Annotated in this window: 15 protein-coding genes; 3 read left to right on the top strand and 12 right to left on the bottom strand. The window is 66.9% G+C overall.

Annotation, left to right across the window (positions count from 1 at the left end):
• The first annotated feature begins 10 nt into the window (after positions 1–10).
• Together LG3211_RS15435 and LG3211_RS15430 are read left to right on the top strand one after the other, a co-directional pair.
• Complete coding sequence (locus tag LG3211_RS15435) at positions 11–3583, top strand: ABC transporter permease/M1 family aminopeptidase (protein WP_057943609.1); 3573 nt, start codon at positions 11–13, stop codon at positions 3581–3583.
• A gap of 898 nt (positions 3584–4481) precedes the next feature.
• Complete coding sequence (locus LG3211_RS15430) at positions 4482–5834, top strand: DEAD/DEAH box helicase (RefSeq protein WP_057943608.1); 1353 nt, start codon at positions 4482–4484, stop codon at positions 5832–5834.
• Between the two features lie 727 nt (positions 5835–6561).
• Here the strand turns inward: LG3211_RS15430 and LG3211_RS15425 are convergent.
• The 10 genes from LG3211_RS15425 to LG3211_RS15375 all read right to left on the bottom strand — a co-directional run bounded on the left by LG3211_RS15425 (position 6562) and on the right by LG3211_RS15375 (position 20419).
• Positions 6562–7703, bottom strand: a protein-coding gene (locus LG3211_RS15425) for an IS3 family transposase (RefSeq protein ID WP_148648703.1) whose coding sequence is annotated in 2 segments (ribosomal slippage) — positions 6562–7466 and positions 7466–7703 — 1143 coding nt in all. Because the reading frame shifts where the segments join, the coding sequence is not laid out codon by codon here.
• A gap of 224 nt (positions 7704–7927) precedes the next feature.
• Positions 7928–9583: a CHASE2 domain-containing protein gene (locus LG3211_RS15415; RefSeq protein WP_057943607.1), complete on the bottom strand. Its 1656-nt coding sequence runs from the start codon at positions 9581–9583 to the stop codon at positions 7928–7930.
• Positions 9580–11142, bottom strand: coding sequence for a FecR family protein (locus tag LG3211_RS15410; protein WP_237049768.1), 1563 nt, complete (start codon positions 11140–11142; stop codon positions 9580–9582). The genes LG3211_RS15415 and LG3211_RS15410 overlap by 4 nt, the downstream gene beginning before the upstream one ends.
• 610 nt (positions 11143–11752) lie before the next feature.
• Positions 11753–13606: a DUF885 domain-containing protein gene (locus tag LG3211_RS15405; protein WP_083512569.1), complete on the bottom strand. Its 1854-nt coding sequence runs from the start codon at positions 13604–13606 to the stop codon at positions 11753–11755.
• Between the two features lie 220 nt (positions 13607–13826).
• Positions 13827–14639 carry a queuosine precursor transporter gene (locus tag LG3211_RS15400; protein ID WP_057943605.1) on the bottom strand — a complete coding sequence of 271 codons (813 nt, stop codon included), beginning with the start codon at positions 14637–14639 and terminating at the stop codon, positions 13827–13829.
• Positions 14636–15829 carry a PQQ-dependent sugar dehydrogenase gene (locus tag LG3211_RS15395; protein WP_148648931.1) on the bottom strand — a complete coding sequence of 398 codons (1194 nt, stop codon included), beginning with the start codon at positions 15827–15829 and terminating at the stop codon, positions 14636–14638. Before LG3211_RS15395 ends, LG3211_RS15400 begins: the two co-directional genes overlap by 4 nt.
• Complete coding sequence (locus LG3211_RS15390; RefSeq protein WP_148648930.1) at positions 15826–16506, bottom strand: DUF502 domain-containing protein; 681 nt, start codon at positions 16504–16506, stop codon at positions 15826–15828. Before LG3211_RS15390 ends, LG3211_RS15395 begins: the two co-directional genes overlap by 4 nt.
• Before the next feature lie 257 nt (positions 16507–16763).
• Positions 16764–18785, bottom strand: coding sequence for a bifunctional serine/threonine-protein kinase/formylglycine-generating enzyme family protein (locus tag LG3211_RS15385; protein WP_187313028.1), 2022 nt, complete (start codon positions 18783–18785; stop codon positions 16764–16766).
• Positions 18786–18966: 181 nt separating this feature from the next.
• Entirely contained in the window at positions 18967–19416 is a 450-nt protein-coding gene (locus LG3211_RS15380; RefSeq protein WP_057943602.1) for a DUF4442 domain-containing protein, read from the bottom strand.
• Positions 19417–19549: 133 nt separating this feature from the next.
• Positions 19550–20419 (bottom strand): tetratricopeptide repeat protein, encoded by an 870-nt coding sequence (locus LG3211_RS15375; RefSeq protein ID WP_057943601.1) that lies wholly within the window; start codon positions 20417–20419, stop codon positions 19550–19552.
• Positions 20420–20533: 114 nt separating this feature from the next.
• On the opposite strand from LG3211_RS15375, the gene LG3211_RS15370 reads away from it, so the two are divergent.
• Positions 20534–21196: a DUF998 domain-containing protein gene (locus tag LG3211_RS15370; protein ID WP_057943600.1), complete on the top strand. Its 663-nt coding sequence runs from the start codon at positions 20534–20536 to the stop codon at positions 21194–21196.
• A gap of 64 nt (positions 21197–21260) precedes the next feature.
• Here the strand turns inward: LG3211_RS15370 and LG3211_RS15365 are convergent, their stop codons facing one another.
• On the bottom strand, positions 21261–21473 hold the full coding sequence (locus LG3211_RS15365) for a hypothetical protein (RefSeq protein ID WP_057943599.1): 213 nt from the start codon (positions 21471–21473) through the stop codon (positions 21261–21263).
• Positions 21474–21613: 140 nt separating this feature from the next.
• Entirely contained in the window at positions 21614–21820 is a 207-nt protein-coding gene (locus tag LG3211_RS15360; protein WP_057943598.1) for a hypothetical protein, read from the bottom strand.
• Positions 21821–21973 lie beyond the last annotated feature (153 nt).

The raw sequence follows: 21973 nt of genomic DNA, 5'->3' as shown, positions 1-21973 counted from the left end.
GGCGGTAATCATGATCAAGGAATTTTTCCGCTTCGAATTGCGGCAACAACTGCGTTCGCCGCTGCTGTGGCTGCTGGCGGCGATGTTCGGCCTGCTGGCGTTCGCCCTGGCCAGTTCCGACGCGGTGCAGATGGGCGGCGGCATCGGCAACGTCAACCGCAATGCACCTACCACCATCGCCGATATCCTGGCCAATTTCAGCGTGCTCAGCCTGCTGGTGATCGCCGTGTTCGTCGCTAACGCGCTGTTGCGCGACTTCGAGATGGGCACGGCCGATCTGTTCTTCTCCAGCCCGATGCGCAAGCGCGATTTCCTGATCGGCCGCTTCTGCGGCGCGCTCGCCTCGTGTCTGCTGGTGTACGCGATGATCGTGGTCGGGCTGCTGATCGCGCCGTCGATGCCGTGGGTCGATGCCGAGCGGCTCGGGCCGTTCTCGCTGTGGCCGTACATCTGGAGCTTCGCGGTCCTGGTGCTGCCCAACCTGATCTTCATCGGCGCCTTGCTGGCGCTGCTGGCGGTGACCGGGCGCAGTCTGCTGATCGTGTACCTGGGCGTGATCGGCTTCCTGATACTGCGCTTCCTCGCCCGCACCCTGGTCGCCGACCTGGACAACGAGTGGCTGGCGGTGATGATCGATCCGTTCGGCACCACCGCGTTCAAGCGCTCGATACGCTACTGGTCGTCGGTCGAGCTCAACAGCCAGTTGCCGGCGTTCAGCGGCTTTCTGCTGGTCAACCGTCTGGTGTGGGGCAGCGTCGGCCTGGGCATGATCGCGGCCGCGTTCGCCTTGTTCAAACCGCAGCGCAGCGGCACCGGCAAGGCTTGGTTCGGCCGCCGCCGCAAGCCGGTCGCGGCGGCGCGGCGCAGCGTCGGCGTGGAAGCGCCACGGGTGCGGCCGTCGTTCGGCGCGGCCACGGTGCGGGCGCAGTTCCTGCAGTCGCTGCGACTGGATACGATCGGCGTGCTCAAGAGCGTGCCGTTCCTGATCATGCTGGCCTTCGCGATCACCAATTTCATGGTCGGCGCCAGCTCGATGCAGAGCATGTTCGGCACCAAGACCTATCCGACCACCTCGTTGATGGTGATCGCGCTGCAGGCCAGTTTCAGCTTCATGCTGGTCCTGGTGACGATGTTCTACGCCGGCGAGCTGGTGTTCAAGGAACGCAGCGCCAAGCTGGCCGAAGTGGTCGATGCGATGCCGGTGCCGAACTGGCTGCCGCTGCTGAGCAAGTTCCTGACCTTGATCGCAGTGGTGGCGGTGTTCCAGTGCATCGGCGGCGTCGCGGCGATAGTGCTGCAATTGTCCAAGGGCTATACCGCGCTGGAACCGATGCTTTATCTGCGCGGTCTGGTGCTGGGCGCGATTCCGTTCGTGCTGATGGGCGGATTGGCGCTGGTGCTGCAGGTGCTCAGCAACAACCGCTTCATCGGCTACGGCCTCACCGTGCTGGTGGTGATCGTGCAGGCTTCGCTCGGCCTGCTGCACTTCGATCACAACCTCTACAACTACGCCCAGGCACCGGCGGCGCCGTATTCGGACATGAACGGCTACGGCCATTTCCTGATCGCGCGGCTGTGGTTCCAGGGCTATTGGGGATTGCTGCTGGGCGCGTTGATGCTGCTGGCGGCGGCGTTCTGGGTGCGCGGGGTGTCCACCGGCTGGCGCGACCGCGTGCGGCTGGCGCGCGAACGCCTGCGCGGCCGGACGCGCATCGCCCTGGCCGCGGTGCTATTGGCCTGGCTCGCGACCGGCGCCTGGATTTACTGGAACACCAACACGCTCAACCATTACCTGCCGTCGGACGTGACGATGGACGAGCAGGTGCGGTACGAACGCGAGTTCGGCAAGTACAAGAACCTGCCGCAGCCGCGCATCGTCGCGGTCGACAACCGGGTCGATCTGCATCCGGAAACCCTGCGCATGCGCGCCGTCGGCCGTTACGAACTGCTCAATCCGCATCCGGCGCCGATCGCCGAATTCCATATCAGGGTCGATTCCGACGCGAAGATCGAGCGCCTGGAATTCGGCGGCGCCAAGCTGATCCGCAACGATGAGCGCCTGGGCTACCGCATCTACCGGCTCGACCGGCCGATGCAGCCCGGTGAGCGCCGCACTTTGGATTTCGTCCAGTCCTCGGCGGTGGAAGGCTTCGCCAACGAGCCCTCGCAGTATGCGCTGGTCGGCAACGGCAGCTTCTTCAATTCCTCGGTGTTCCCGCACTTCGGCTACGACCAAAGCGGCCAGTTGACCGATCGCAACGAGCGGCGAAAACGCGGCATGGGCGAATTCGAGCGCATGGCCAAGCTGGAGGATCAGGCCGCGCGCGCCAATCACTACATCGCCAACGACGCCGATTGGATCGACTTCAAGACCACGGTGTGCACCGCGCCGGACCAGATCGCGCTGGCGCCGGGGTATCTGCGCAAGCAATACCAGCGCGAGGGCCGGCAGTGCTTCGACTACGCTATGGACCGGCCGATGCTGCCGTTCTATTCGTACCTGTCGGCGCGCTGGAAAGTGCGTAGCGATGAGGCGCCGGGCGGCATCAAGATCGAGATCTACTACGATCCCAAGCACGAGTACAACGTCGATCGCATGGTCGCCGCCGTGAAGAAGTCGCTGGCTTACTACCAGGCCAACTTCACCCCGTACCAGCACAAGCAGGTGCGGATCATCGAGTTCCCGGGCTACGCGACCTTCGCGCAGAGCTTCGCCAACACCATCCCGTTCTCCGAATCGATCGGCTTCGTCGCCGACCTGCGCGATCCGGACGCGATCGACTACGTGTTCTACGTGACCGCACACGAAGTCGCGCATCAGTGGTGGGCGCATCAGGTGATCGGCGCGCAAGTGCAGGGCTCGACCATGCTGTCGGAGTCGCTGTCGCAGTACTCGGCGCTGATGGTGATGGAGCACGAATACGGCCGCGCCAAGATGCGCCGCTTCCTCAAGTACGAACTGGACCGTTACCTGTCCGATCGCGGCGGCGAGCGGGTCGAGGAAATGCCGCTGTATCGGGTGGAGAACCAGCAGTACATCCACTATCGCAAGGGCTCGCTGGTGTTCTATCGGCTGCGCGAGGAACTCGGCGAAGCCGCGCTCAACCGCGCGCTGAAGCGTTTCCTGCAGGACAAGGGCTATCAGTCGCCGCCGTACACGACCTCGGCCGAGTTGCTGGAGTACATACGCGCCGAGGCCCGGCCCGATCAGCAGGGTCTGATCACCGATCTGTTCGAGAAGATCGGCTTCTACGACAACCGCGTGGTGTCGGCGTCGTCGAAGAAGCTCGCCGGCGGCAAGTACGAAGTCACGATGCAGTTGCATGCCGGCAAGCTCTACGCCGACGGCAAGGGCAAGGAAACATCGGGCGCGGTGGACGACTGGATCGAAGTCGGCGTGTTCGCGCGAGGGCTGTCGGGCAAGGAGGCCGATGAGCAGGTGTTGTCGTTGCAGCGCAGGCGGGTGACGCAGGCAGAGACCAAGGTGACGGTGGTGGTGGATCGCGAGCCGTACGAGGTCGGGTTCGATCCTTACAACAAGTTGATCGATCGGGTGCCTTCGGATAATCGCAAGCGGTTGTAAGGGGCGAGGGCTGAGTCGGCTTTTGCGGTTGCGGTTGCGGTTGTAGTTGCCGTTGCCGTTGCCGAGATTTTGTTTCGCTTCGCCTTTGTTGTTGTTGCTGTTGCTGGGCGCCGCGAGTTACACGCCGCGCCCAGCAACGGCAAAGGCAAGGCCGAGGCGAAGCAAAATTGGCAGCGGCAACGGCACGGCTAAAGCGAAATAGCCCGGGGCGGAGTCGAGGCCATAAGCCAAAGACCGAAAGCCGGTGCGGGACAGCAGGGCACAGGACAGCCCAAGGCGAAAGCGGGGCTAGGGAGTACCGAACCGCCGCGCGGGGAGGAGGCGCACAATTGCAACTTCAGGTTCCTATTTGGCTGGTTGGCAACCGCAAGATGGATCGGCTTTGCCGCCGGCACGAGGTTGCGGCCCAGTTGCCGGAGCGGTCGCCCGCCCAGGCGCAACCCGTGCGCGTCCTCCTCGCGCAAGCCCCGGCGGCAATGGCTCTCGCCCCCGAACCCGCCCATGGCCGCTTCGGCCGAAACCCGGCGATCGACCCACCCCAGCCACCCCCGAACCCCACCCACATGACCGCCCGCTGACACCGCCCGCACAGCTCAACTGGCGGTTTTGCCCGCTTTCGCGTAGAGTTCGCGCCGTTCAGCGCACGGCTGCCTCCCGCAAGGGTACGTTTCCCAGGTTGCCTGTCGCCCCGCACCGAGTTCTCGGATTCGCCGGCGCGACTTTTTATCCCGCACGTCTTTCGTAGCGCCGACACGGCCCGGAGCATCCGGCGTCGTCAAATTTAGATACTCGCAGCGCGGTTCAAGGGAACGCTGGGGTCATCACGCGATCGCTTCGTTCGCGCGTCCGTTCATTCGGCCGCGCGCGTCGGCGCACCGCGAACCACTGGAGTTCCAACATGACGTTTGAATCGCTTGGGCTTGCGCCCGCGCTGCTGCGCGCGCTGTCCGAACAGAACTACATCAACCCGACCCCGATCCAGGCCGAAGCGATCCCGCTGGCCCTGGCCGGGCACGACCTGCTCGGCGGCGCCCAGACCGGCACCGGCAAGACCGCGGCCTTCGGGCTGCCGCTGCTGCACCGTCTGGCCACCACCCAGGGCAACACCCAGCGCAAGCCGCGCGTGCTGATCCTGGCGCCGACCCGCGAACTGGCGCTGCAGGTCAGCGACAGCCTGCGCGGTTACGCCAAGTACCTGCGCCTGAACGTGCACGCCATCTTCGGCGGCGCCGGCATGGGCCCGCAGCTCGACGCGTTGCGTCGCGGCGTGGACGTGCTGGTCGCGACCCCCGGCCGCCTGATCGACCACCTCGAGCGCGGTAGCGCCAAGCTCGACGCGGTCGAGATGCTGGTCATGGACGAAGCCGACCGCATGCTCGACATGGGCTTCCTGCCCGCGATCAAGCGCATCCTCGGCCGCCTGCCGCCTCAGCGTCAGACCCTGCTGTTCTCGGCGACGTTCGAAACGCAGATCAAGCAGCTGGCGCTGGAGTTCATGCGCTCGCCGCAGCAGGTGCAGATCGCTTCCAACAGCATCGTCGCCGACGCGATCACGCACCGCGTGCATCCGGTCGACGGTGGCCGCAAGCGCGACCTGCTGATCCAGATCCTGGCTTCGCGCCCGAACGATCAGGTGATCGTGTTCGGCCGCACCAAGCACGGCTGCAACCGTCTGTCGGAGCAGCTGGAAGAAGCCGGCCTGAAGTCGGTCGCGATCCACGGCAACAAGAGCCAGGCGCAGCGCCAGAAAGCCCTGCGCGACTTCAAGGCGAACAAGGCCCGCGTGCTGGTCGCCACCGACGTCGCCGCGCGCGGTCTGGACATTCCGAGCCTGCCGCTGGTGATCAACTTCGATCTGCCGATGGTCGCGGAAGACTACGTGCACCGTATCGGCCGCACCGGCCGTAACGGTCTGACCGGCGAGGCGCTGTCGCTGGTGTCGCCGGATGAGGGCGGTCTGCTGCGCCAGATCCAGCGCATCTTGAAGGACGACATCGAGATGGTGACGGTCGCCGGCTTCGAGCCGTCGCGTCCGATCCGCATGGGTTCCGACGCCCCGGGCGCGCGTCGTCCGGGCGCTCCGGGCGGCAACAACCGCGGCAACAACGCTCCGCGCAAGCCGGCGCACCGTCCGCACGGCAAGCCGGCGTCGCGTCATGCGCATGCCGGTCCGAAGCAGCACCGCGGTGGCGGTGCGGGCGCGGGTGCCGGTGCTCAGCAGGGGCAGCGGCGGGATCGCAGCGCGGGTTGATTGATCGGCGCTGATCCAGACTGAAGAAAAAGGCCGGCTTTGCCGGCCTTTTTTGTTTGTGGTTTCGTCGGCTGGCCGATGCTGCTGATCGCCATCGCCATCGCCATCGCTGTCGTCGTCGCCGCTGTTGTTGCTGTTGCCGAGATTTTGCTTTGCTCGGCTGTGCTGTGCCTTTGCCTTTGTCGTTGCTGGGCGCGGCTTGTTACTCGCGAGACCAGGGGCACCCGGAGGGCGGCGCACATGGACGTGCGCCGGGTCCCGCCGTGGGCAGGATGCCCACTGCGGGACCTGCCTGCGCAAGCTACGCACTCGTGGCTTTTGACTCGAAACAGCTAAAGCCCTTTCTTTGGTTACTTTCTTTGTGGCTTTGGACAAAGAAAGTGACCCGCCGCTCTATGGCGGAAGCGTTTAGCGTTTGATCTTGCTTGTGGCTTCTAGGGCTTCTAGGGCTTCTAAGGAAACGGAAGTCCCTGATCAAAACAGCCAGACCTGCGCACTCCCCCTACCGTCATTCCCGCGAACGCGGGAATCCAGAGACTTCAAGCGTTCTCGCCCGAAAGGCTCTGGATTCCCGCGTTCGCGGGAATGACGAGCAAAAGAAGCCTCAAGCAAGAGCAAGAGCGAAAGCGAAAGCGAAAGCAAGATCAAACGCCTAAAGCTTCCGCCATGGAGCGGCGGGTCACTTTCTTTGTCCAAAGTGAATCGCCCAGGTTTTTGTAGACAGTCGTCAGCCGTTTAGTGCGTACCGCCTTTCAAACTCTATCGGGGACAGGCCATTGTTGGAACTGTGCCGTCGTTTGGGGTTGTAGAACAGCTCGATGTAATCGAACACATCGCCTCGTGCTTTGTCATGGGTATGGTAGATCCGTTGCTTAACCCGTTCGCGCTTGAGCAACTGGAAGAAGCTTTCCATCGCGGCGTTGTCGTGACAGTTACCGCGTCGGCTCATGCTGCACACGATGCCGTGGGCCTTCAAAAAGCTCTGCCAGTCTTCGCTCGTGAACTGACTGCCTTGATCCGAGTGCAAGAGCAAACCAGGCGCGGGCTTGCGTCGCCACACCGCCGCTAGCAGCGCCTGCAGCACCAGATCGGAGTGCTGCGTTGGACGCGTGGCCCAGCCCACGATCCTGCGGGAGAACAGATCGAGCACGACGGCCAAGTACAAGAAGCCTTCGTGGGTGCGAATGTAGGTGATGTCGGTCACCCAGGCCCGATTGGGTTCTTGCGCTGTGAACTCACGCGCCAGCACGTTGTTGGCGACGGCGCCGATCGGCCCGCTCAACGGCCGCGGCCGCCGGCCGTAGCCCACCATGGCGCGCAGCCCTTCTTGCTTCATCAAACGCGCAACGCGGTGTTTGCTGCACGTTTCACCCAACTCGCGCAGGTCCGTGGTGATCTTGCGATGGCCGTAGATCGAGCCGCTTTCCAACCAACTGTGCTTGATCAATCCCAACAGACGTTGGTCGTCGCGTGCACGCGCACTGGCCGGCGCGTGAAGCCAAGCGTAGTAACCGCTGCGGTTTATGCCCAAGACACGGCACATTGCGGCCAGGCCGAACTCGTCGGCGTGCTGCTTCATGAAGGCGTACTTCACCTTTACCCCTTGGCAAAGTACGCGGCGGCTTTTTTTAGGATGTCTCGTTCTTCAGTCACGCGCCGAAGTTCTGCCTTCAGGCGTCGCACGTCCGCGTTCTGATCTTTTTCCACACGACGAACCACATCGCTTTTGCCTTGCTGACGCCGCCAGCCGTACAGGCTGTGCACCGACACGCCCAGGCGCTCGGCTACTTCGGCCACCGGCCGCCCGTACTCCACGATCTGACGGACCGCTTCGATCTTGAACTCATCGGTGTATCGCTTCGCGCTCATAACCACCTCCACTTAAGCCATAGTTTATGGCTGCGAGATGTCTACGAAACCCTGGGCGATTCAGGCAACGGCCACAGCCACAGCCGCAGCCGCAGCCGCAGCCGCAGCCACAGCCACAGCCACAGCAGCAACGGCCTGGCTGAGTGAAGGCCCAGCAACGGTTCGCCCGTCGCGATCGCAACAGCATCGGTCAGTGGCGCAACAAGACCGAGCTCAAGCCCCGATCACAACTCGCCCAATCGCGCCGCCTCACGCCGATCGCGCCCGTTCTCCTTGGCGCGATACAACGCCGCATCCGCCCCGTCGAACAACGTCCGCACGTGCGTATGCACACCCGGAACGCAGGTGTACAAGCCGATGCTCAGACTCACCTTCTGATCCTCGCCCTGGCCATAGCGCGCATCGAGCTTGCGCATGTCGGCCAGGATCATGTCGGCCACGCGCGCGGCGCCTTCGACATGGGTGTCGGGCAGGATCACCGCGAATTCGTCGCCGCCGAAACGCGCGGCCAGGTCACGCGGGCGGCGTGCGTGCGAGGCGATGATTTCGGCGATCTTCTGCAACAGTTTGTCGCCGGCGCGATGGCCCACCGAATCGTTGTAGGCCTTGAAGTAATCCACGTCGATCAACGCCAGCGACATCGGCGCGCGGGTGCGGCGGGCGCTGGCCAGTTCGCGCTGCAGGACGTGGTCGAAACGGCGGCGGTTGCCGAGCCGGGTCAGGGTGTCCAGGTTGGCTTCGCGGCGCCAGTGGCGCAGGTGGCCGACCATCCACGCCAGATACGCCAGCGCGATCATCACGATCGTCGCCGCCGGCGGGAACCACAGATTGCCCAGACGCAGCACGGTCACGCTGCCGGCCGCGGTCAGCAGCGCGGCCGCGCCGGTGATCAGCAGCGGCCGCTGGAAGCGCGACAGCAGCATCAGCGACACCACCGCCAGCAGCATCGCCGCCGCCAGCAACGCCTGCCAGAACGACGACAGCGGCACGATCGCGCGATTGTGCAGCAGCATTTCGATGACGTTGGCCTGGTACTCGGCGCCGTGCATACGCACGTCGTCGGACATCGGCGTGAGGTAGCGCGGCACCAGTCCGGTCGCGGTCACGCCGATCACCACCCAGCGCCCGCGCAGCAGTTCGGCCGGCACCTGGCCGCTGAGCACGTCGGAATACGAGACCTGGCCGAAGGTGCCCGGCGGGCCGGCGAAGCGGATGCGCACGTAGTTGTCGCGCGTCCATTGGTAAGGCGAGCCCTGCACCAGCGCGGGCCGGCGCAATCCGGGCAGAGGGTTGGGCGCGGCGCCCGGTTCCAGGCCGATCAAGGCCAGCCCCAGCGCCGGCCAGCGCGAATCGCCGAGGCCGGCCTTGAGGTACATGCCGCGGGTGGTGCCTTCGGCATCGAGTTCGATGTCGGTGTGGCCCAGGGTGTTGGCGGCGGTGGCGATCACCGGCGTCGGCAACACTTCCACCGGCGGGCCGTTCTGACGCAGCGGCGCGGTGGTCACCGGCAGGGCGACGCGGCCCAGCCGGCGCATCGAGGCGGCCAGGGCGAGGTCGTGGTCGTCGCCGCTGCGGTCGGCTTCGGCCAGCACCAGGTCCAGGGCGACGCCGCGCACGCCGGCATAGCCCAGGCGATCGAGCACCTGCGCGTGGATGTCGCGCGGCCACGGCCACTGGCCGAGTTCGTTGAGGCTGCGATCGTCGATGGCGACGATCACCACGTCGTCGTCGGGCGCGTAGCCCCAGTTCGACAGGTGCTGGTCGTAGAAGAAGTCGTCCAGGCGCCAGGTCGCGCCGCTGACGGTCAGCAGCGCGGCCAGACCGGCCGCGCACAGGGCCGCACCGCCACGCAACAGCCTGGACAGTGCGGTGGGGCTCATAAGGCCAGCAGCAACAGCACCGCGCCGGCCGCGCCGCCGGCGTAGCACAGGCGGCAGGGCAGGCGGATTTCCTGCGTCGGGCCGTACGGCGCTTCGTAGCCATCGTCTTCGATGGTCTGCACGCGCACATGCCAGGTTCCGCCGCCGGGGCGCTTGAGTTCGATCTGCGGCACGTCCACCACCTGTTCCAACAGCAGTTGCGAGAAATCGGCCTTGCGCGATATCTGCACACGATAACGCTGTCCGGGCTCGCCTTTCTGCCAGCGCAAGGTCAATTGGCCCTTGGCCGCCTGCGGCGGTTCCAGGCCGGGATCGACGGGTGCATCGCTGATCTGGAACGGCAAGGCGTTGCCGAAACGGCCGATGCGGCCGTTGCCGTCGCGCGAGGCCACGCGCCAGTAGTAATTGCCCGCTTGCAGAGCCTGTTCGGGGCGTGCGCGCAAGCCGCCGACTTCCATGTCCGCGATCGGCTCGGCGAAGTGTTCGTCGCGCGCGATCTGCAGGCGCGTGCGCTCGGCGTCCTGCGCGCGCGCCCACTCGAAGCGCGGTTTGGGCTGATGCAGAACCTGGCCGTCGATCGGGCTGATGGTCAGCGGCGGCAGCGGTTGATCGTTGACGGTGAACACTTGCGCGCTGTCGCGGCCGCCCAGGCCGTTGGCGGCGATCGCGCGCACCAGCAGGCGCTGGCGGCCGGCGGGCAGGTCGTCGATGCGCACGTTCGTGTCGGTCACCCGGCTTTCGAACAGCAGCACTTCCGGGGCGTCGTCGCGCACCACTTCGACCCGGTACGCGGTCGCGCCGGGCACCGCGGCCCAGCTCGCGGTGGCCGGCAGTTGGTCGAGTTGGGTCGCCGCGCGCGCCAGGGCCGGCGCCGGCAGCAGTTCGATCGGCTGCGACGGCGCGGCGCCCGCGCCGGCGACGGCGCCGAAGCCCGGGGTCACCAGCACCTGGCCGCGCTGCGCGCCGACCTGGACCTTGCCTTCGAGCACTTCGGTCGCGTCCATCGCGCCGGTGTCGCCGCCGTCCGCGTCGCCGGCGCTGACCCGGAAGTGGGTGCCGCGCACGCTGGAGGTCGCCGACGGGGTTTCGATGATGTAGCGCGAGGCCGGGCCCTTGGCCGGGATCACCCGGTTGCTGGTGCGGCCGCGCTGCAGGCGCATGCGCGTATCGACCATGCCGGTGCTGCCGTAGCTGCTGAGTTCGTCGAACACCACGCGGCTGTTGTCCTGGACCATCAGCCGCGAGCCGTCGGCGAATTCCAGGGTCGCGCTGGCGCCGGGCCCGGTTTCCAGGCGGCTGCCGATGCCGATGCGCATGCCTTCGCTGACCAACACTCCCGGCGTTTTATCGGTGGCGAGCACATTGACCGCGCCGCGCACCGCCACCACCCGCGCCTTGGCCGGCTCGATCCGCAGCCAGCCGATCGGAAAGCGCATGCTGGTGCCCGGCGGCAGGTGATAGGGATCGACGATGCGGTTGTGTTCCTGCAGCCGGCGCCAGTTGATGCCGGCTTTCAGATGGCGCGCGCCCAGGTCCCACAAGGTGTCGCCGGGGCGCACGCGATAGCTCCAGTCCTGCGCCTGGGCAAAGCCGGAAACGCAAAACAGCAGGGCCGCGAGAGCGAGGAAACGGCGGGATGTCTTGACCCGGGACGCGGTCGCGCGGCGGGGGGCGCGGGGCGTGAACGGAAACAGGAGCGCTGTAATCGGAGACATCCGTAATCCGTGGCTGAGTGGGATGGCGAGCACCGGCCGGGCCGGCGACTGTGGGCACAGCAACCCCTAATTATGCGGCTTCAGTCACATTTTTTCTGCTTCGTACCCTCCAGCGCGGCGGTCTGGGCGGATGGACGGTGGCTGGGCGGCCTATCCGGTAGGTATCCAATGAGGCTCATAGGCGCGTGAGACGCTGCGGTGGCGCGTTGTCCGTGCCCTGCCGGCTGATCGTAGCGCCGATGCTGTGCGGGTGGTGAGGGGCGCCGCAACCGCGGCGGCCGGTTCCCCTTCGGGTGCTGGCCGGGTGAGGACTCAGGTTCCAAGGCGTCCGCCGGCGCGCCGACTCGGCCCCTCTCCGCTTGGGCGGGGGAGGGGCTTTCAAACGCAGCGGGTTTCGATCGTCCCCTGCGTTCGCGGGCGGCGTTCGCGCCTAGGCCGAACGCCGCCGCGCGGCTCAGGCTTTCTTCGCCGCGATCCAGCGATCGATCTTCTTGTCGAGGATTTCCAGCGGCAGCGAGCCGTCCTTGAGCATTTCGGCATGGAATTCGCGAATGTCGAAGCGCGCGCCCAGTTCTTTCTCGGCGCGCTTGCGCAACTCCATGATCTTGAGCTCGCCGACCTTGTACGCCAGCGCCTGACCCGGGATCGCCATGTAGCGCTCGGCCTCGGCGGTGGCCTGGGTCTCGCTCTCGGCCGAATTGGCCAGCATGTAGGCGATCACCTGCTCGCGGGTCCAGTTCTTGCTGTGCAGGCCGGTGTCCACCACCAGGCGGATCGCGCGCCACAACTCGTTCTGCAGATAGCCGAAGTAGTCGTAGGCATTGCGGTACACGCCCAGTTCCTTGCCCAGCGATTCGGCGTACAGGCCCCAACCTTCGGAGAACGCCATCTCGCTGCCGAAGCGGCGGAACTTCGGCAGGTCGGTGAGTTCCTGCTGCAGCGCCAGCTGGAAGTGATGGCCCGGGATCGCCTCGTGCAGGAACAAATCCTCCGCGTCCCAGGTCTTGCGCGTGGGCAGGTCGTAGGTGTTGACGTAGAAGATGCCCGGCCGGCTGCCGTCTTCGCTGGGGCGCATGTAAGAGCCGCCCGCGGCCGACTGCGCGCGGAAGGCTTCCACCGCGCGGATTTCGAACGGCGCCTTCGGCGTCAGCGAGAACAGCGCGGGAACTTTCGCGTTGATGGTCGCTTCCAGGCCGCGGTAGTGCGCCAGCAGTTCGTCCTCGGTCTTGAACACGAAGCGCGGGTCGGTCTGCAGGAACTTGAAGAACTCCGGCCGCGTGCCCTTGAACTTCAGCTCGGCGATGACCTTGTCCATCTCGCCGTGGATGCGCGCGACTTCGTCCAGGCCGATCTGGTGGATCTGCGCCGGGCTCATCGACGTGGTGGTGGTGCGCCGCGCGTTGAACGCGTACCAGGCCTCGCCGTTGGGCAATGCGCCCAGGCCGTCGGTATCGCGCGCATGCTTCATGTAGTCCTCGCGCAGGTAGTCGCGCAGACGCCGGTAGGCCGGCATCAGCTCGCCGTCGATGCTGCGCCGGTATTCGGCGGTCAGGCGCGCCTTGTCGGTGTCGGAGAACGAGGCCGGCAGGCCGGCGATGGGCTTCCAGAACAAGGTGTCTTCCGCGCGATCCTTGATCAGCGCGTCGAGCTGCGAGAGCACCTTGACCATCAGCGACTTGGGCTGGACCACGCCGCGCTTGACGCCTTCGCGGCTGTTGACGATGAACTGATCGAAGATCGCCGGCACGTGGCCGGCGCGGGCGCGCCAGTTTTCGTAGTCGGCCACGGTCTTGAACGGCTGCGCGCCGGTGCCGGAGCCGAACTGGGCGACGCTGGCGGCGAAATTGTAGAACTGGTTGATCGGCAGCAGCCAGGTCGGGTACTGGTCGGATTCCAGGTCGATCTTGGCGCTGCGCACGAAGATCTCGTAGCTCAGCAGATCCTGCTCGGACAGGCCTTGCGAGCCGACCGCTTCGATCGTCTTGAGCCAGCGCTGGGTGAACTCGCGGTCCTGCTTGCGGTACGCGGCGGTGGCGAAGTTCGGCAGCTGGTCGTTGTAGCGCGGATCGCCCTGCATGGTGGCGAGCACGGGGTTGAGCTTGAGGTTTTCTTCCCAGTACTGCTCGTACAGGCGGTCGAGCTTCTGGCTCTTGGTCTGCACGGTGACCTTGGGCGCGGCCGGCGCCGGTTCGGCGGCGAACGCCGGCGCCGACAGGCTCAGCGCGGCGGCGAGGGCGAGGCTGAGGAAGGAGACGGTCGAGCGCGCGCGGGCGCGCGGGTGTCGCGGGCGGAGCGAGGAAGCGGTCATGTCGCAGGCGATCCGGACGGATGGACCGGCAGACTCGCGCGCGCCGCGGGCCGGCGGAAGAGCCGAAGGTCATGCGGCGGCGTCCGCGATGCGGGTTATGCGCGCCAATGCCGGATCGGCGCGACCCGAAGACGCGGTTACGCGCGCAACCCTTCGCGCATCGGCTTGGCGAACATCGGCTGGGCGAAGGCGGGCCGGGAAGCGATCGGGGCGCGCGCCTTCAGTCCGCTGCCGCCTCGTCCTGCAACTGCTTGGCCCGCGCATGGCCCAGATAGCCGTGGATCCACACCCGCAGCAGATAGATCAGCGGGATCATCGCTACCGCCGCCAGCATCTTGTAGACGTAGTTGACCGAGCCGATCGCCAGGAACTGCGGAATCGGCCAGTGCTGCGGACCGAGCACGAAGGCGATGTACAGCACCACGAAGCTGTCCACCAGTTGCGACACCGCGGTCGAGCCGGTGGCGCGCAGCCAGATGTGCTTGTCGCCGGTGACGCTGCGGATGCGGTGGAACACCGCCACGTCGATCAGCTGGCCGAGCATGAAGGCCACCAGCGAGCCGCCGATGCTCCACATGCCCTGGCCGAAGATCGCCGCGAAGGCGGCCTGGTAATCCGGCACGCCCTGCGCCTGCGCGGCCTTGACCCACCAGCCGGCCGGCGCCAGCGCGATCGCGGCGAAGGCGAACAAGAAGCCGTACGCGATCAGGATCGCCGCCAGCCAGGAAATCATGCGCACGCCGCGACGGCCGAAGAATTCGTTGATGACGTCGGTCATCAGGAACACCACCGGCCACAGCAGAGTGCCGGCGGTGAAGTTCAGCGAGCCGTTCTGGCCGAACAGGTTCCATTGCAGCGGCGCGATCCCGAGCGTGTCTTCCAGGGCGAAGATCTTCACCCCGATGAACTCGGCCAGCGCCGCGTTGACGCAGAAGAACGCCGACAACACGATGAACAATCGCAGCGAGCGATCCTGCAAGGTACGCGTGCCTTCGCCGGTGGCGAAGGGGATGCTGGACTCGCCCGCGCTCATCGCTTCGGCCTCACGCGGTAGATCACCCCGCTTTTGTCGTCGGTGAACAGGAAACTGTCGCGGCCGGTGCGCAGCACGTCGCACGGACGGCCGAGCACTTTGCCGTTCGCCAGGAAGCCGGTGACCAAGTCGCCGCCGCTGCGGCCGTCGGCCTTGACCCGCACCAGCCGGTAGCCGTGATTGAGCGCGAGCTTGCTGGCGCCGTGCAACGCGACCACGTACTCATCGCGCAACTGGCCGTTGTCGCTGGCCGGAAACCAACCGAAGCCGAGTGCGGAAGCGTGAGAGGGAAAATACGAGAACGTCTTCGGCGCATTCGCGCAGCCGCTCTTGCGCGGAAACTTGGGGTCGGCGGCGACCTTGCCGTTGCTGTAATAGCAATACGGCCAGCCATAGTCCGCGCCGTCCTGCACCACGAACATGGTCTCGTCCGGCTTCTGGTCGCCCAGATGGTCCGAGCCCTGGTTGGTCGCCAGCAGCTTGCCGTCGCGATAGAGCAAACCGACCGCGTTGCGCAGGCCGCTGGCGTAGATGCGGCGGCTGCTGCCGTCGGGATTCATCTGCAGGATCGCCGCGCGCACGTCTTCTTTCTCGACGCAGGCGTTGCAGCTGCTGCCGACCGAGACGTAGAGCTTGCCGCCGCCGAACGCCAGGGTGCGGGTCAGATGCCAGCCGCCGTATTTGTAGCTCAGGCCGTAGTCGGGAAAGCTCGCCAGCGCTTCGGGCTCGGAGGACGGCTTGAGGTCGCCGTTGCGGTAGCGATAACGCAGCAGCTTGTCGGTGTTGGCCAGGTACAGCCACGACTGCCCGGCCGGATCGGTATGGAACGCCACGCTGTTGGGATTGCGCAGCTTGTCCAGATACACCGATACCTTTGTGTAGCGCTCGGTCTTCTCGTCCCAGCCGTCCAGCGCGTACACGCGGCCGAGCTTGTTGTCGCTCAGATCGTGCATGTCGGTGACGAACAGGCGGCCGTCGGGGCTGCGGGCGAAGAAGCGCACGCGCTTGAGGCCTTGCACCACCGGCACGATGTCCAGGTTGGCGGGCAGGTTGAGATTGAAGCTGCGGCCGTCGTCGAGCTTGACCGGATGCGGCGTCAGCGCCGTGGTCGGCGCGGCGAGCGCGGCGCCGGCCAGCAGCGCGGTCGCGGCCGCCGCTGCGCGCAACGCGGAAACCAGGACAGGGATCATGCGGGAGTATCCGTATCGGTCGCCGCGTTGGCGGCGGGAGCGGAGAAGGGAATCGTCGCCGGCGACACCGCGCCGCCGGAGATGATGAAGCTCATCGCCTGATCGACGGTCCAGTCGGTCGGAGTGATCAGTTCCACCGGCACGATTTCCAGATAGCCGGAGGTCGGATTGGGCGTGGTCGGCACGTATACCGCGGCCAGTTCGCGGCCGGTGCCTTCCTCGCGCATGACCTTGGTGACGAAGCCGATCGACTTCATCTGGTTGTGCGGGAAGTCCACCAGCACCACGCGCTGGGTGCCGTCGGGCTTGGTCTGCAGGATGTCGAGCAACTGCCGCGCGCTGCCGTAGATGGTGCTGGCCAGCGGGATGCGTTTGATCAGCGACTCGAACCAGCGCAGCACGGTCTGGCCGACCACGCGCCGCGCCATCGCGCCGGACAGCAGGATCACGCCGAGCGTCGCGGCCAGGGCGATGGCGGTCTGTACCCACTGATCGTTCAACCAGCCCAGCGCTTGCGGCGAGGTCGTGGCGAGATTGTTGAGCAGCGGCCCGATCAGCGGCCGGCTGGTATCGGACAGCAGCACGAACACGAATTTGACGACCACCCAGGTCAGCCAGATCGGCAGCAGGGTGAGAAGGCCGGTGAGGAACAGGCGTTGCAGGTTGGGCGAGCGCATGGGCGCGATTGTAGGGGACAGGGGCGGGTGTGGGTTCGTGCGATGTGGGGGCTAATCCCCCGCGCCGGTCGAGGATGGCGTTTCAGGGAGTTGCGCAAGGCGCTCGCCCCCTCAACAAAGTGGGCGATGAGTAACGCGCTTGATCGCAGGAACGACCCGCGCCAATCGTCGCCCACTTTGTTGAGGGGGCGGGCGCCTTGCGCCAATACGAAGTCCGGAAATACCAAAGGCGCGGGGGATTCGCTCCGCGCCCAACCTCAGCGTTCGCGCACCAACCGGAACCCGACGTCGTCGTACCCGCGCCCCGCGCTCAGCGGCCGCTGCGGCGTCCCGCTGCGCCAGGAATTGCCGCCGACCTGGCGCTGCTGGCAGTTGCGGCCGCAATCGGCCGACCACATCGACAAGGCGCGGCCGCTGCTGCCGGGCATGCGCTGGGCTTCTTCCGCGGTCGGCAGGCGATAGCGGCGGCCGGTCTGCCGGCTGTACCACTGCGCATACGCCTCGGCGTCGGAAATCGACACGCACACCACCGGCTCGGATTCGGTCTGATCGAAGCCCGGCGCCTTCCAGTCCTTCGGCGCGATCATCCGCAGCAACGACACGCGTTCGCGGCACAGCGCCGGCGAACGCTGATGGGCGCTGGCGAAACGCGCGTACTCGCCGCGGCTGACCGGACGCGGATTGAAGCTCACCGCGACGCTGGCGGCCGGGGAGATCGCGCTGGTGCTCAGGCCGCGCGCGACGCTGCCGTCGCCGGCGATGCCGCGGGCCTGGGCGATCAACTTGCTGGACGCCGCGCGCGACAGTCCGAATTCGTCCGCCAGCGCGATCACCTTGCCGGCGTCGGCGCCGTCGCCGCGACGCGCGGCCAGTTCCAGCCGCGCCTGCAAGGCCTGCTCGGCTTTCCCGCGCAGACCGCGCTGCGCGTCGGAATCGGCGGTGCCGGTCTGCTGGCCCAGGGCGGTGGCGTTGACCAGATGTTCGCGCGCGCGCTGGTCGCGGCCTTCGCGCAGATCGCGTTCGAGTTCGTTCGCGAAGGCCTGCGTGAGTTCGGTGACTACCACTGCGACTTCCGGATTGGTGCTGTCCAGATGCCAGGCGGTCAACAGGCTGTTGTAGGCGTTGGCGTCGGCCGGCGAGGCCAATCGTCCCTGCGCGATATAGGTGCGCGCGGACTGCAGCGAATCCTGCAGCGGCGCCTGCGGCAGCGGCGCCATCATCGCCTGGGTCGGATCGTTGTCGGCGGCGGCCGCGCTGGTCTTGTCGGCGGTGGCCGGATCGACGCGGAAGAAGCCGTCTTTCTCGACCCGGTTCAGCGCGAACGCGATGGTGACCACGGCGATGGCGACCACCGCCAGCCCGGCCCAGGCCGGCGTGGCCCATCGCTTGAGCGGACGCAGGTGGCTCATCATGCGGCCGAAACCGCTCATCTCGCCGCGATGCTTGATCTCGGCCAGCGCCGTGGCCATTTCGGCGGCGTCGTCGAAACGTTGGTCGGGCTGCTTGGACAGCGCGCGGTTCATGAAACGCTGCCAGTGCTTGAGCGGCGGCGGCAGTTTCGGAATCGGGTTCTGCGCGTGCATCACCGCCATCGACAGCGCGTCGGGCGCTTCGAACGGCAGGCGGCCGGTGAGCATTTCCCAGCACAGCACGCCCAGGCTGTAGAGATCGGCGCGGCCATCGACTTCTTCGCCGCGCGCCTGCTCCGGCGCCATGTAGGCGGTGCTGCCCACGGCCAGGCCGGTCGCGGTCATGCGCGCGCCGAAACCGCGGCGCAGGGCGATGCCGAAATCGGCCAGCAGCGGGCGTTCGGTGACGTCGAACAGGACGTTCTCGGCCTTGACGTCGCGATGCACGACGCCGCGCGCATGCGCGTACTCCAGCGCCGACAGCAGCGGCTCCATGATCGAGATGACATCCACTTCGCCGCGCGCGAAGCCTTGCTCGATGCGCTTGCCCAGATGGCCGCGCGGCAGGAACGGCATGGCGTAGTAGGGCAGGCCGTCGCGGGTGCGGCCGACTTCGTGGATGCTGACCACGTGCGGGTGTTCCAGCCGCGCGATGGTGCGCACTTCGTTTTCGAAGCGGCGGCGGCTGACCTCGTCGGCCAGCGCGTGCGGCAGCATGATCTTGATCGCCACTTCGCGCCCAAGCGCGATCTGCTCGCCCAGGTAGACCGTGGACAAGCCGCCGTGGTTGATGATCCGGCTCAACCGGTAGCCGGGGATCTCCGGCATCGGCGCGCTGACTGCATCGGTTTGCGGTGTGACATTCGACATTCGCGGCCCCGTGTCGCGACTGTGCAGCATAACGCTGCGGCAGTGCCCGCGTGACGCGTAGTGTGGCTTTTCTATGCCTTTATTTACAAGCCTGTATGCGCGGCTGCCGTACTTCCGGGGCGTGCAACGAATGTTGCTTTGCGTCTCATTGTGGCCCCGCGCGGCGCGCCCGCGGCGGCATTCAGCGGTCGCGCTTGCGCCGCACGTACAGCTGTTTGCGGATTTTGGCCACTATTTCGCCGCTGGCGTCGGTGATGTCGGTGTCGAACCAGCGCAGGTATTTGTCGCCGCCGGCGGTGGCTTCGCGCAGTTCGCGCAGCACCGCGTCGTCCAGGTCGAACTGCGCGCGCACGGTGCCGCGGCCGGGTTTGACGAATTCGATGGCGCCGGCGCGGTCCCAGACGATGTAGTCGCGACCCAGCGCGTTCATCGCCAGCAGCATCCAGAACGGGTCGGTCATCGAGAACAGGCTGCCGCCGAAATGGGTGCCGACGTAGTTGCGGTTCCACGGCCGCATGCGCAGCTCGACGGTGGCGTGGCGGTAGTCGGACGCGATCTGGGCGACGTGGATACCGGAGAACAGGAACGGCGGCCACAGATTCAGGCCGTGTCGCAGGGTCGAGGCTTTCATGCAGGCGCGGGTGGGGAAGGCGTGCCCAGCCTGCCATACGGCAGCGTATAGTCAAGTCTCGCGACGATTACGCTGGGTTCGGGCCGCCGCGGATGCGGCGCGCCGGCCGGCTAGGCCGGGCGCCACCGGTCGATCAGAACAGCAGCGAGGACATCTTGCGCCGGTACTTGCCGACCAGGTCTTCGTCGGCGACCACCCGGAACGCATCGATCAGGGCCTTGCGCGGCAAGCCGTCCTGGAAGGCGCGGTCGCGGCGCAGCATTTCGATGAACTGCTCCAGGCCGGGCTCGTCGCGGCCGGCGGCGATCAGGCGCGCGCCGAGCAGGTAACGCGCCTGCAGGTCTTCAGGTTGAGCGGCGACCGCCGCTTCCAACGTCGGCACCGGCGGCGCGTCCTTGCTGGCGGCGATGAAGCCCAGGCGGGCGCGGGCGCGCAGGCTGCGGTCGTCGGTAGCCAGATTGGCGGGCAGGGCGTCGAGCAGTTGTTCGGACTCGTGCGCAGCGCCGGTGTCGAGCAGGGCCAGGGCCAGGTCGAGCCGCAGCTCGGCCTTGTCCGGTTGTGCGGCCACCTCAGAGCGCAGGCGCACGACTTCGGCATGCGGATCGAGCGCGGGCGCCTGCGCTTCCACGGGTTCTTCCACCGGCGCGGCGGCCGGCTCGATGCCGTGGTGCTTGAGGAATTCGCGCACCGCGCTTTCCGGCAGCGCTTCGGCGAAACCGTCCACCAGTTGCCCGTCCTTGACCAGGAACACGGTCGGGATCGAGCGGATCTGGAACGCGGCGCCGAGCTGCTGCTCGGCCTCGACATCGACCTTGGCCAGTTCGAACGCGCCGTGGTATTCGCCGGCCAGCTTTTCCAGGATCGGACCGAGGGTCTTGCACGGTTGGCACCATTCCGCCCAGAAATCGATCAGGACCGGCGTCGTCAGCGATTTCTGCAGGACCTCGTCCTGGAAGCGGTCGGCGGTGGCGTCGAAGACGTGGGGTTTGGCGGGTGCGGTCATCGGCTGGCTCGTGAGGCTGTGCGGGGTCGAAACCCGAGGTGGGGGCGATGCGCGCGTCAGGCAAGCGGTGGCCCGGCCGGCGCGCGCCGCGGCAGCGCACGCTAGCATGTCGCGATGAAACGCTCATCGAAACCGGCCGCCGCCGCGGCCGCGAATTCCACTGGCGGCGACGCCGCGATCGCGTCCGGCGCGCGCTCGCTCGCTCTGGCCGCGGCGCTGTGTTGCGTGGCGGCCTTGCTCGGTTTCGGCGCGGCGCTCGACGGCTATTCGCAATGGCGGCATCCGCCGGGCCTGCTTGGCGCGCGCGGCATCGAGCACGCGCTGGCGTTCAATCTGCTGGCCTACCTCGGCCCGGGGTTGGTGCTGGCCTGGGGGGCGTGGCGGTTGCGCGATGCGCTGCAGGCGCGCGGCGCGTCGGCGCGGATCGGCGCATGGCTGTGGCTGTGGTCGGCGCTGGCCTGGGCGGCGCAGGGCGTGGCGTCGCTCGATCCGCAGGATCTGGACGCGCAGGCCAGCCGTTTGCACGCGCTGGCGTGGCTGCTGTGGGGGCTGGCGTTCGTGCCGGGCGCGCTGTTGCTGGCGCGGGCGACGCTGGCGGCGCCGGCATGGCGGCGTTTCGGCGCGATCGCGCTGGCCGCGGCGGCGGTGCTGACCTTGGCGATCGTTCTGGCCGATCTGCGCGTGGCGCCGTCGGCGCCGGCGCAGCGCGTGGCGCTGCTGGCGTGGCTGGTGGCCTATGTCGCCGCGGCGTGGTCGCGGCGTGGATCGCCGGGATGATTGAGTGCCGTCGGGTGTCGCCGCGCGCGAACCCGACTGGATTTGCGCTGCAGCGCGCGGGCGATCAGCTCGCGCAGGTCCTGCGCGAGCACAGGCGGAACATCACATCGCAATCCAGTTGCGGGCCGGGCCAGTTGTCCTGATTGTCGGCGATGCATTGCTGGCGTTGCGCCTCGCAGTGGCAAGGCTCGCTGGCCCGGAGCGTGGCGGTGAAACCGAAAGCGGCGGTGGCGATCGCGATCGCCAGAAGAGTGCTGCGCTGCCATGCGATATGCATCGGTCATTCCTTGGAAGATGCGGCGGCGGTCGTTGCGGGAGTGGTGCCGATGCCGCAACAAGGCCAGTCGTAACCGGCGCCCATCGCGGAACGAATTCCGCATAGGCCTTGTTGCGGCAACGGCGAAACTTGGGATCGGCTCAGGGGCAGGCGCTCACGAGGCATCGATCGAACGAAGCCTGGCAAGCGGCCTCGCGCGCCGGCGTGGTCGCGTGCTCCAGGCAGATATCCAGGCGTTCCTGGCAGAACGGGCATCGCCCCGCGGCCTGCGAGGGCGCGGTGGTGAAGGCCGCGGCGAAGCCGAAACAACCCGCGGCCAGCGCGGCGATCAACGACCAGGATTTCATGCGAACTCCTTTTCTCAGGGGCGCGAACGGTCCGGGTGGATGCGGTAGTGACGCTGGTCCGCGCGAACGTGGTTCGGTCTCATGACTTATGTCACGGCGTCGCCATGATCGCCGTGACCGCGCTCACGGGCGCGGCAATGCATCGGCGTTCGA

This window comes from Lysobacter gummosus (genome assembly GCF_001442805.1).
Taxonomy (GTDB): domain Bacteria; phylum Pseudomonadota; class Gammaproteobacteria; order Xanthomonadales; family Xanthomonadaceae; genus Lysobacter; species Lysobacter gummosus.
The sequence above is the reverse complement of the archived record's forward strand: the minus strand, read 5'-3'. Positions and strand labels throughout refer to the sequence as shown.

Bases quoted from the DNA above. Each gene is read 5' to 3' on its own strand.
- LG3211_RS15435 (WP_057943609.1), top strand. From the start codon at position 11: ATGATCAAGGAATTTTTCCGCTTCGAATTGCGGCAACAACTGCGTTCG.
- LG3211_RS15430 (WP_057943608.1), top strand. From the start codon at position 4,482: ATGACGTTTGAATCGCTTGGGCTTGCGCCCGCGCTGCTGCGCGCGCTG.
- LG3211_RS15415 (WP_057943607.1), bottom strand. From the start codon at position 9,583: ATGAGCCCCACCGCACTGTCCAGGCTGTTGCGTGGCGGTGCGGCCCTG.
- LG3211_RS15405 (WP_083512569.1), bottom strand. From the start codon at position 13,606: ATGACCGCTTCCTCGCTCCGCCCGCGACACCCGCGCGCCCGCGCGCGC.
- LG3211_RS15400 (WP_057943605.1), bottom strand. From the start codon at position 14,639: ATGAGCGCGGGCGAGTCCAGCATCCCCTTCGCCACCGGCGAAGGCACG.
- LG3211_RS15395 (WP_148648931.1), bottom strand. From the start codon at position 15,829: ATGATCCCTGTCCTGGTTTCCGCGTTGCGCGCAGCGGCGGCCGCGACC.
- LG3211_RS15390 (WP_148648930.1), bottom strand. From the start codon at position 16,506: ATGCGCTCGCCCAACCTGCAACGCCTGTTCCTCACCGGCCTTCTCACC.
- LG3211_RS15385 (WP_187313028.1), bottom strand. From the start codon at position 18,785: ATGTCGAATGTCACACCGCAAACCGATGCAGTCAGCGCGCCGATGCCG.
- LG3211_RS15380 (WP_057943602.1), bottom strand. From the start codon at position 19,416: ATGAAAGCCTCGACCCTGCGACACGGCCTGAATCTGTGGCCGCCGTTC.
- LG3211_RS15375 (WP_057943601.1), bottom strand. From the start codon at position 20,419: ATGACCGCACCCGCCAAACCCCACGTCTTCGACGCCACCGCCGACCGC.
- LG3211_RS15370 (WP_057943600.1), top strand. From the start codon at position 20,534: ATGAAACGCTCATCGAAACCGGCCGCCGCCGCGGCCGCGAATTCCACT.
- LG3211_RS15365 (WP_057943599.1), bottom strand. From the start codon at position 21,473: ATGCATATCGCATGGCAGCGCAGCACTCTTCTGGCGATCGCGATCGCC.
- LG3211_RS15360 (WP_057943598.1), bottom strand. From the start codon at position 21,820: ATGAAATCCTGGTCGTTGATCGCCGCGCTGGCCGCGGGTTGTTTCGGC.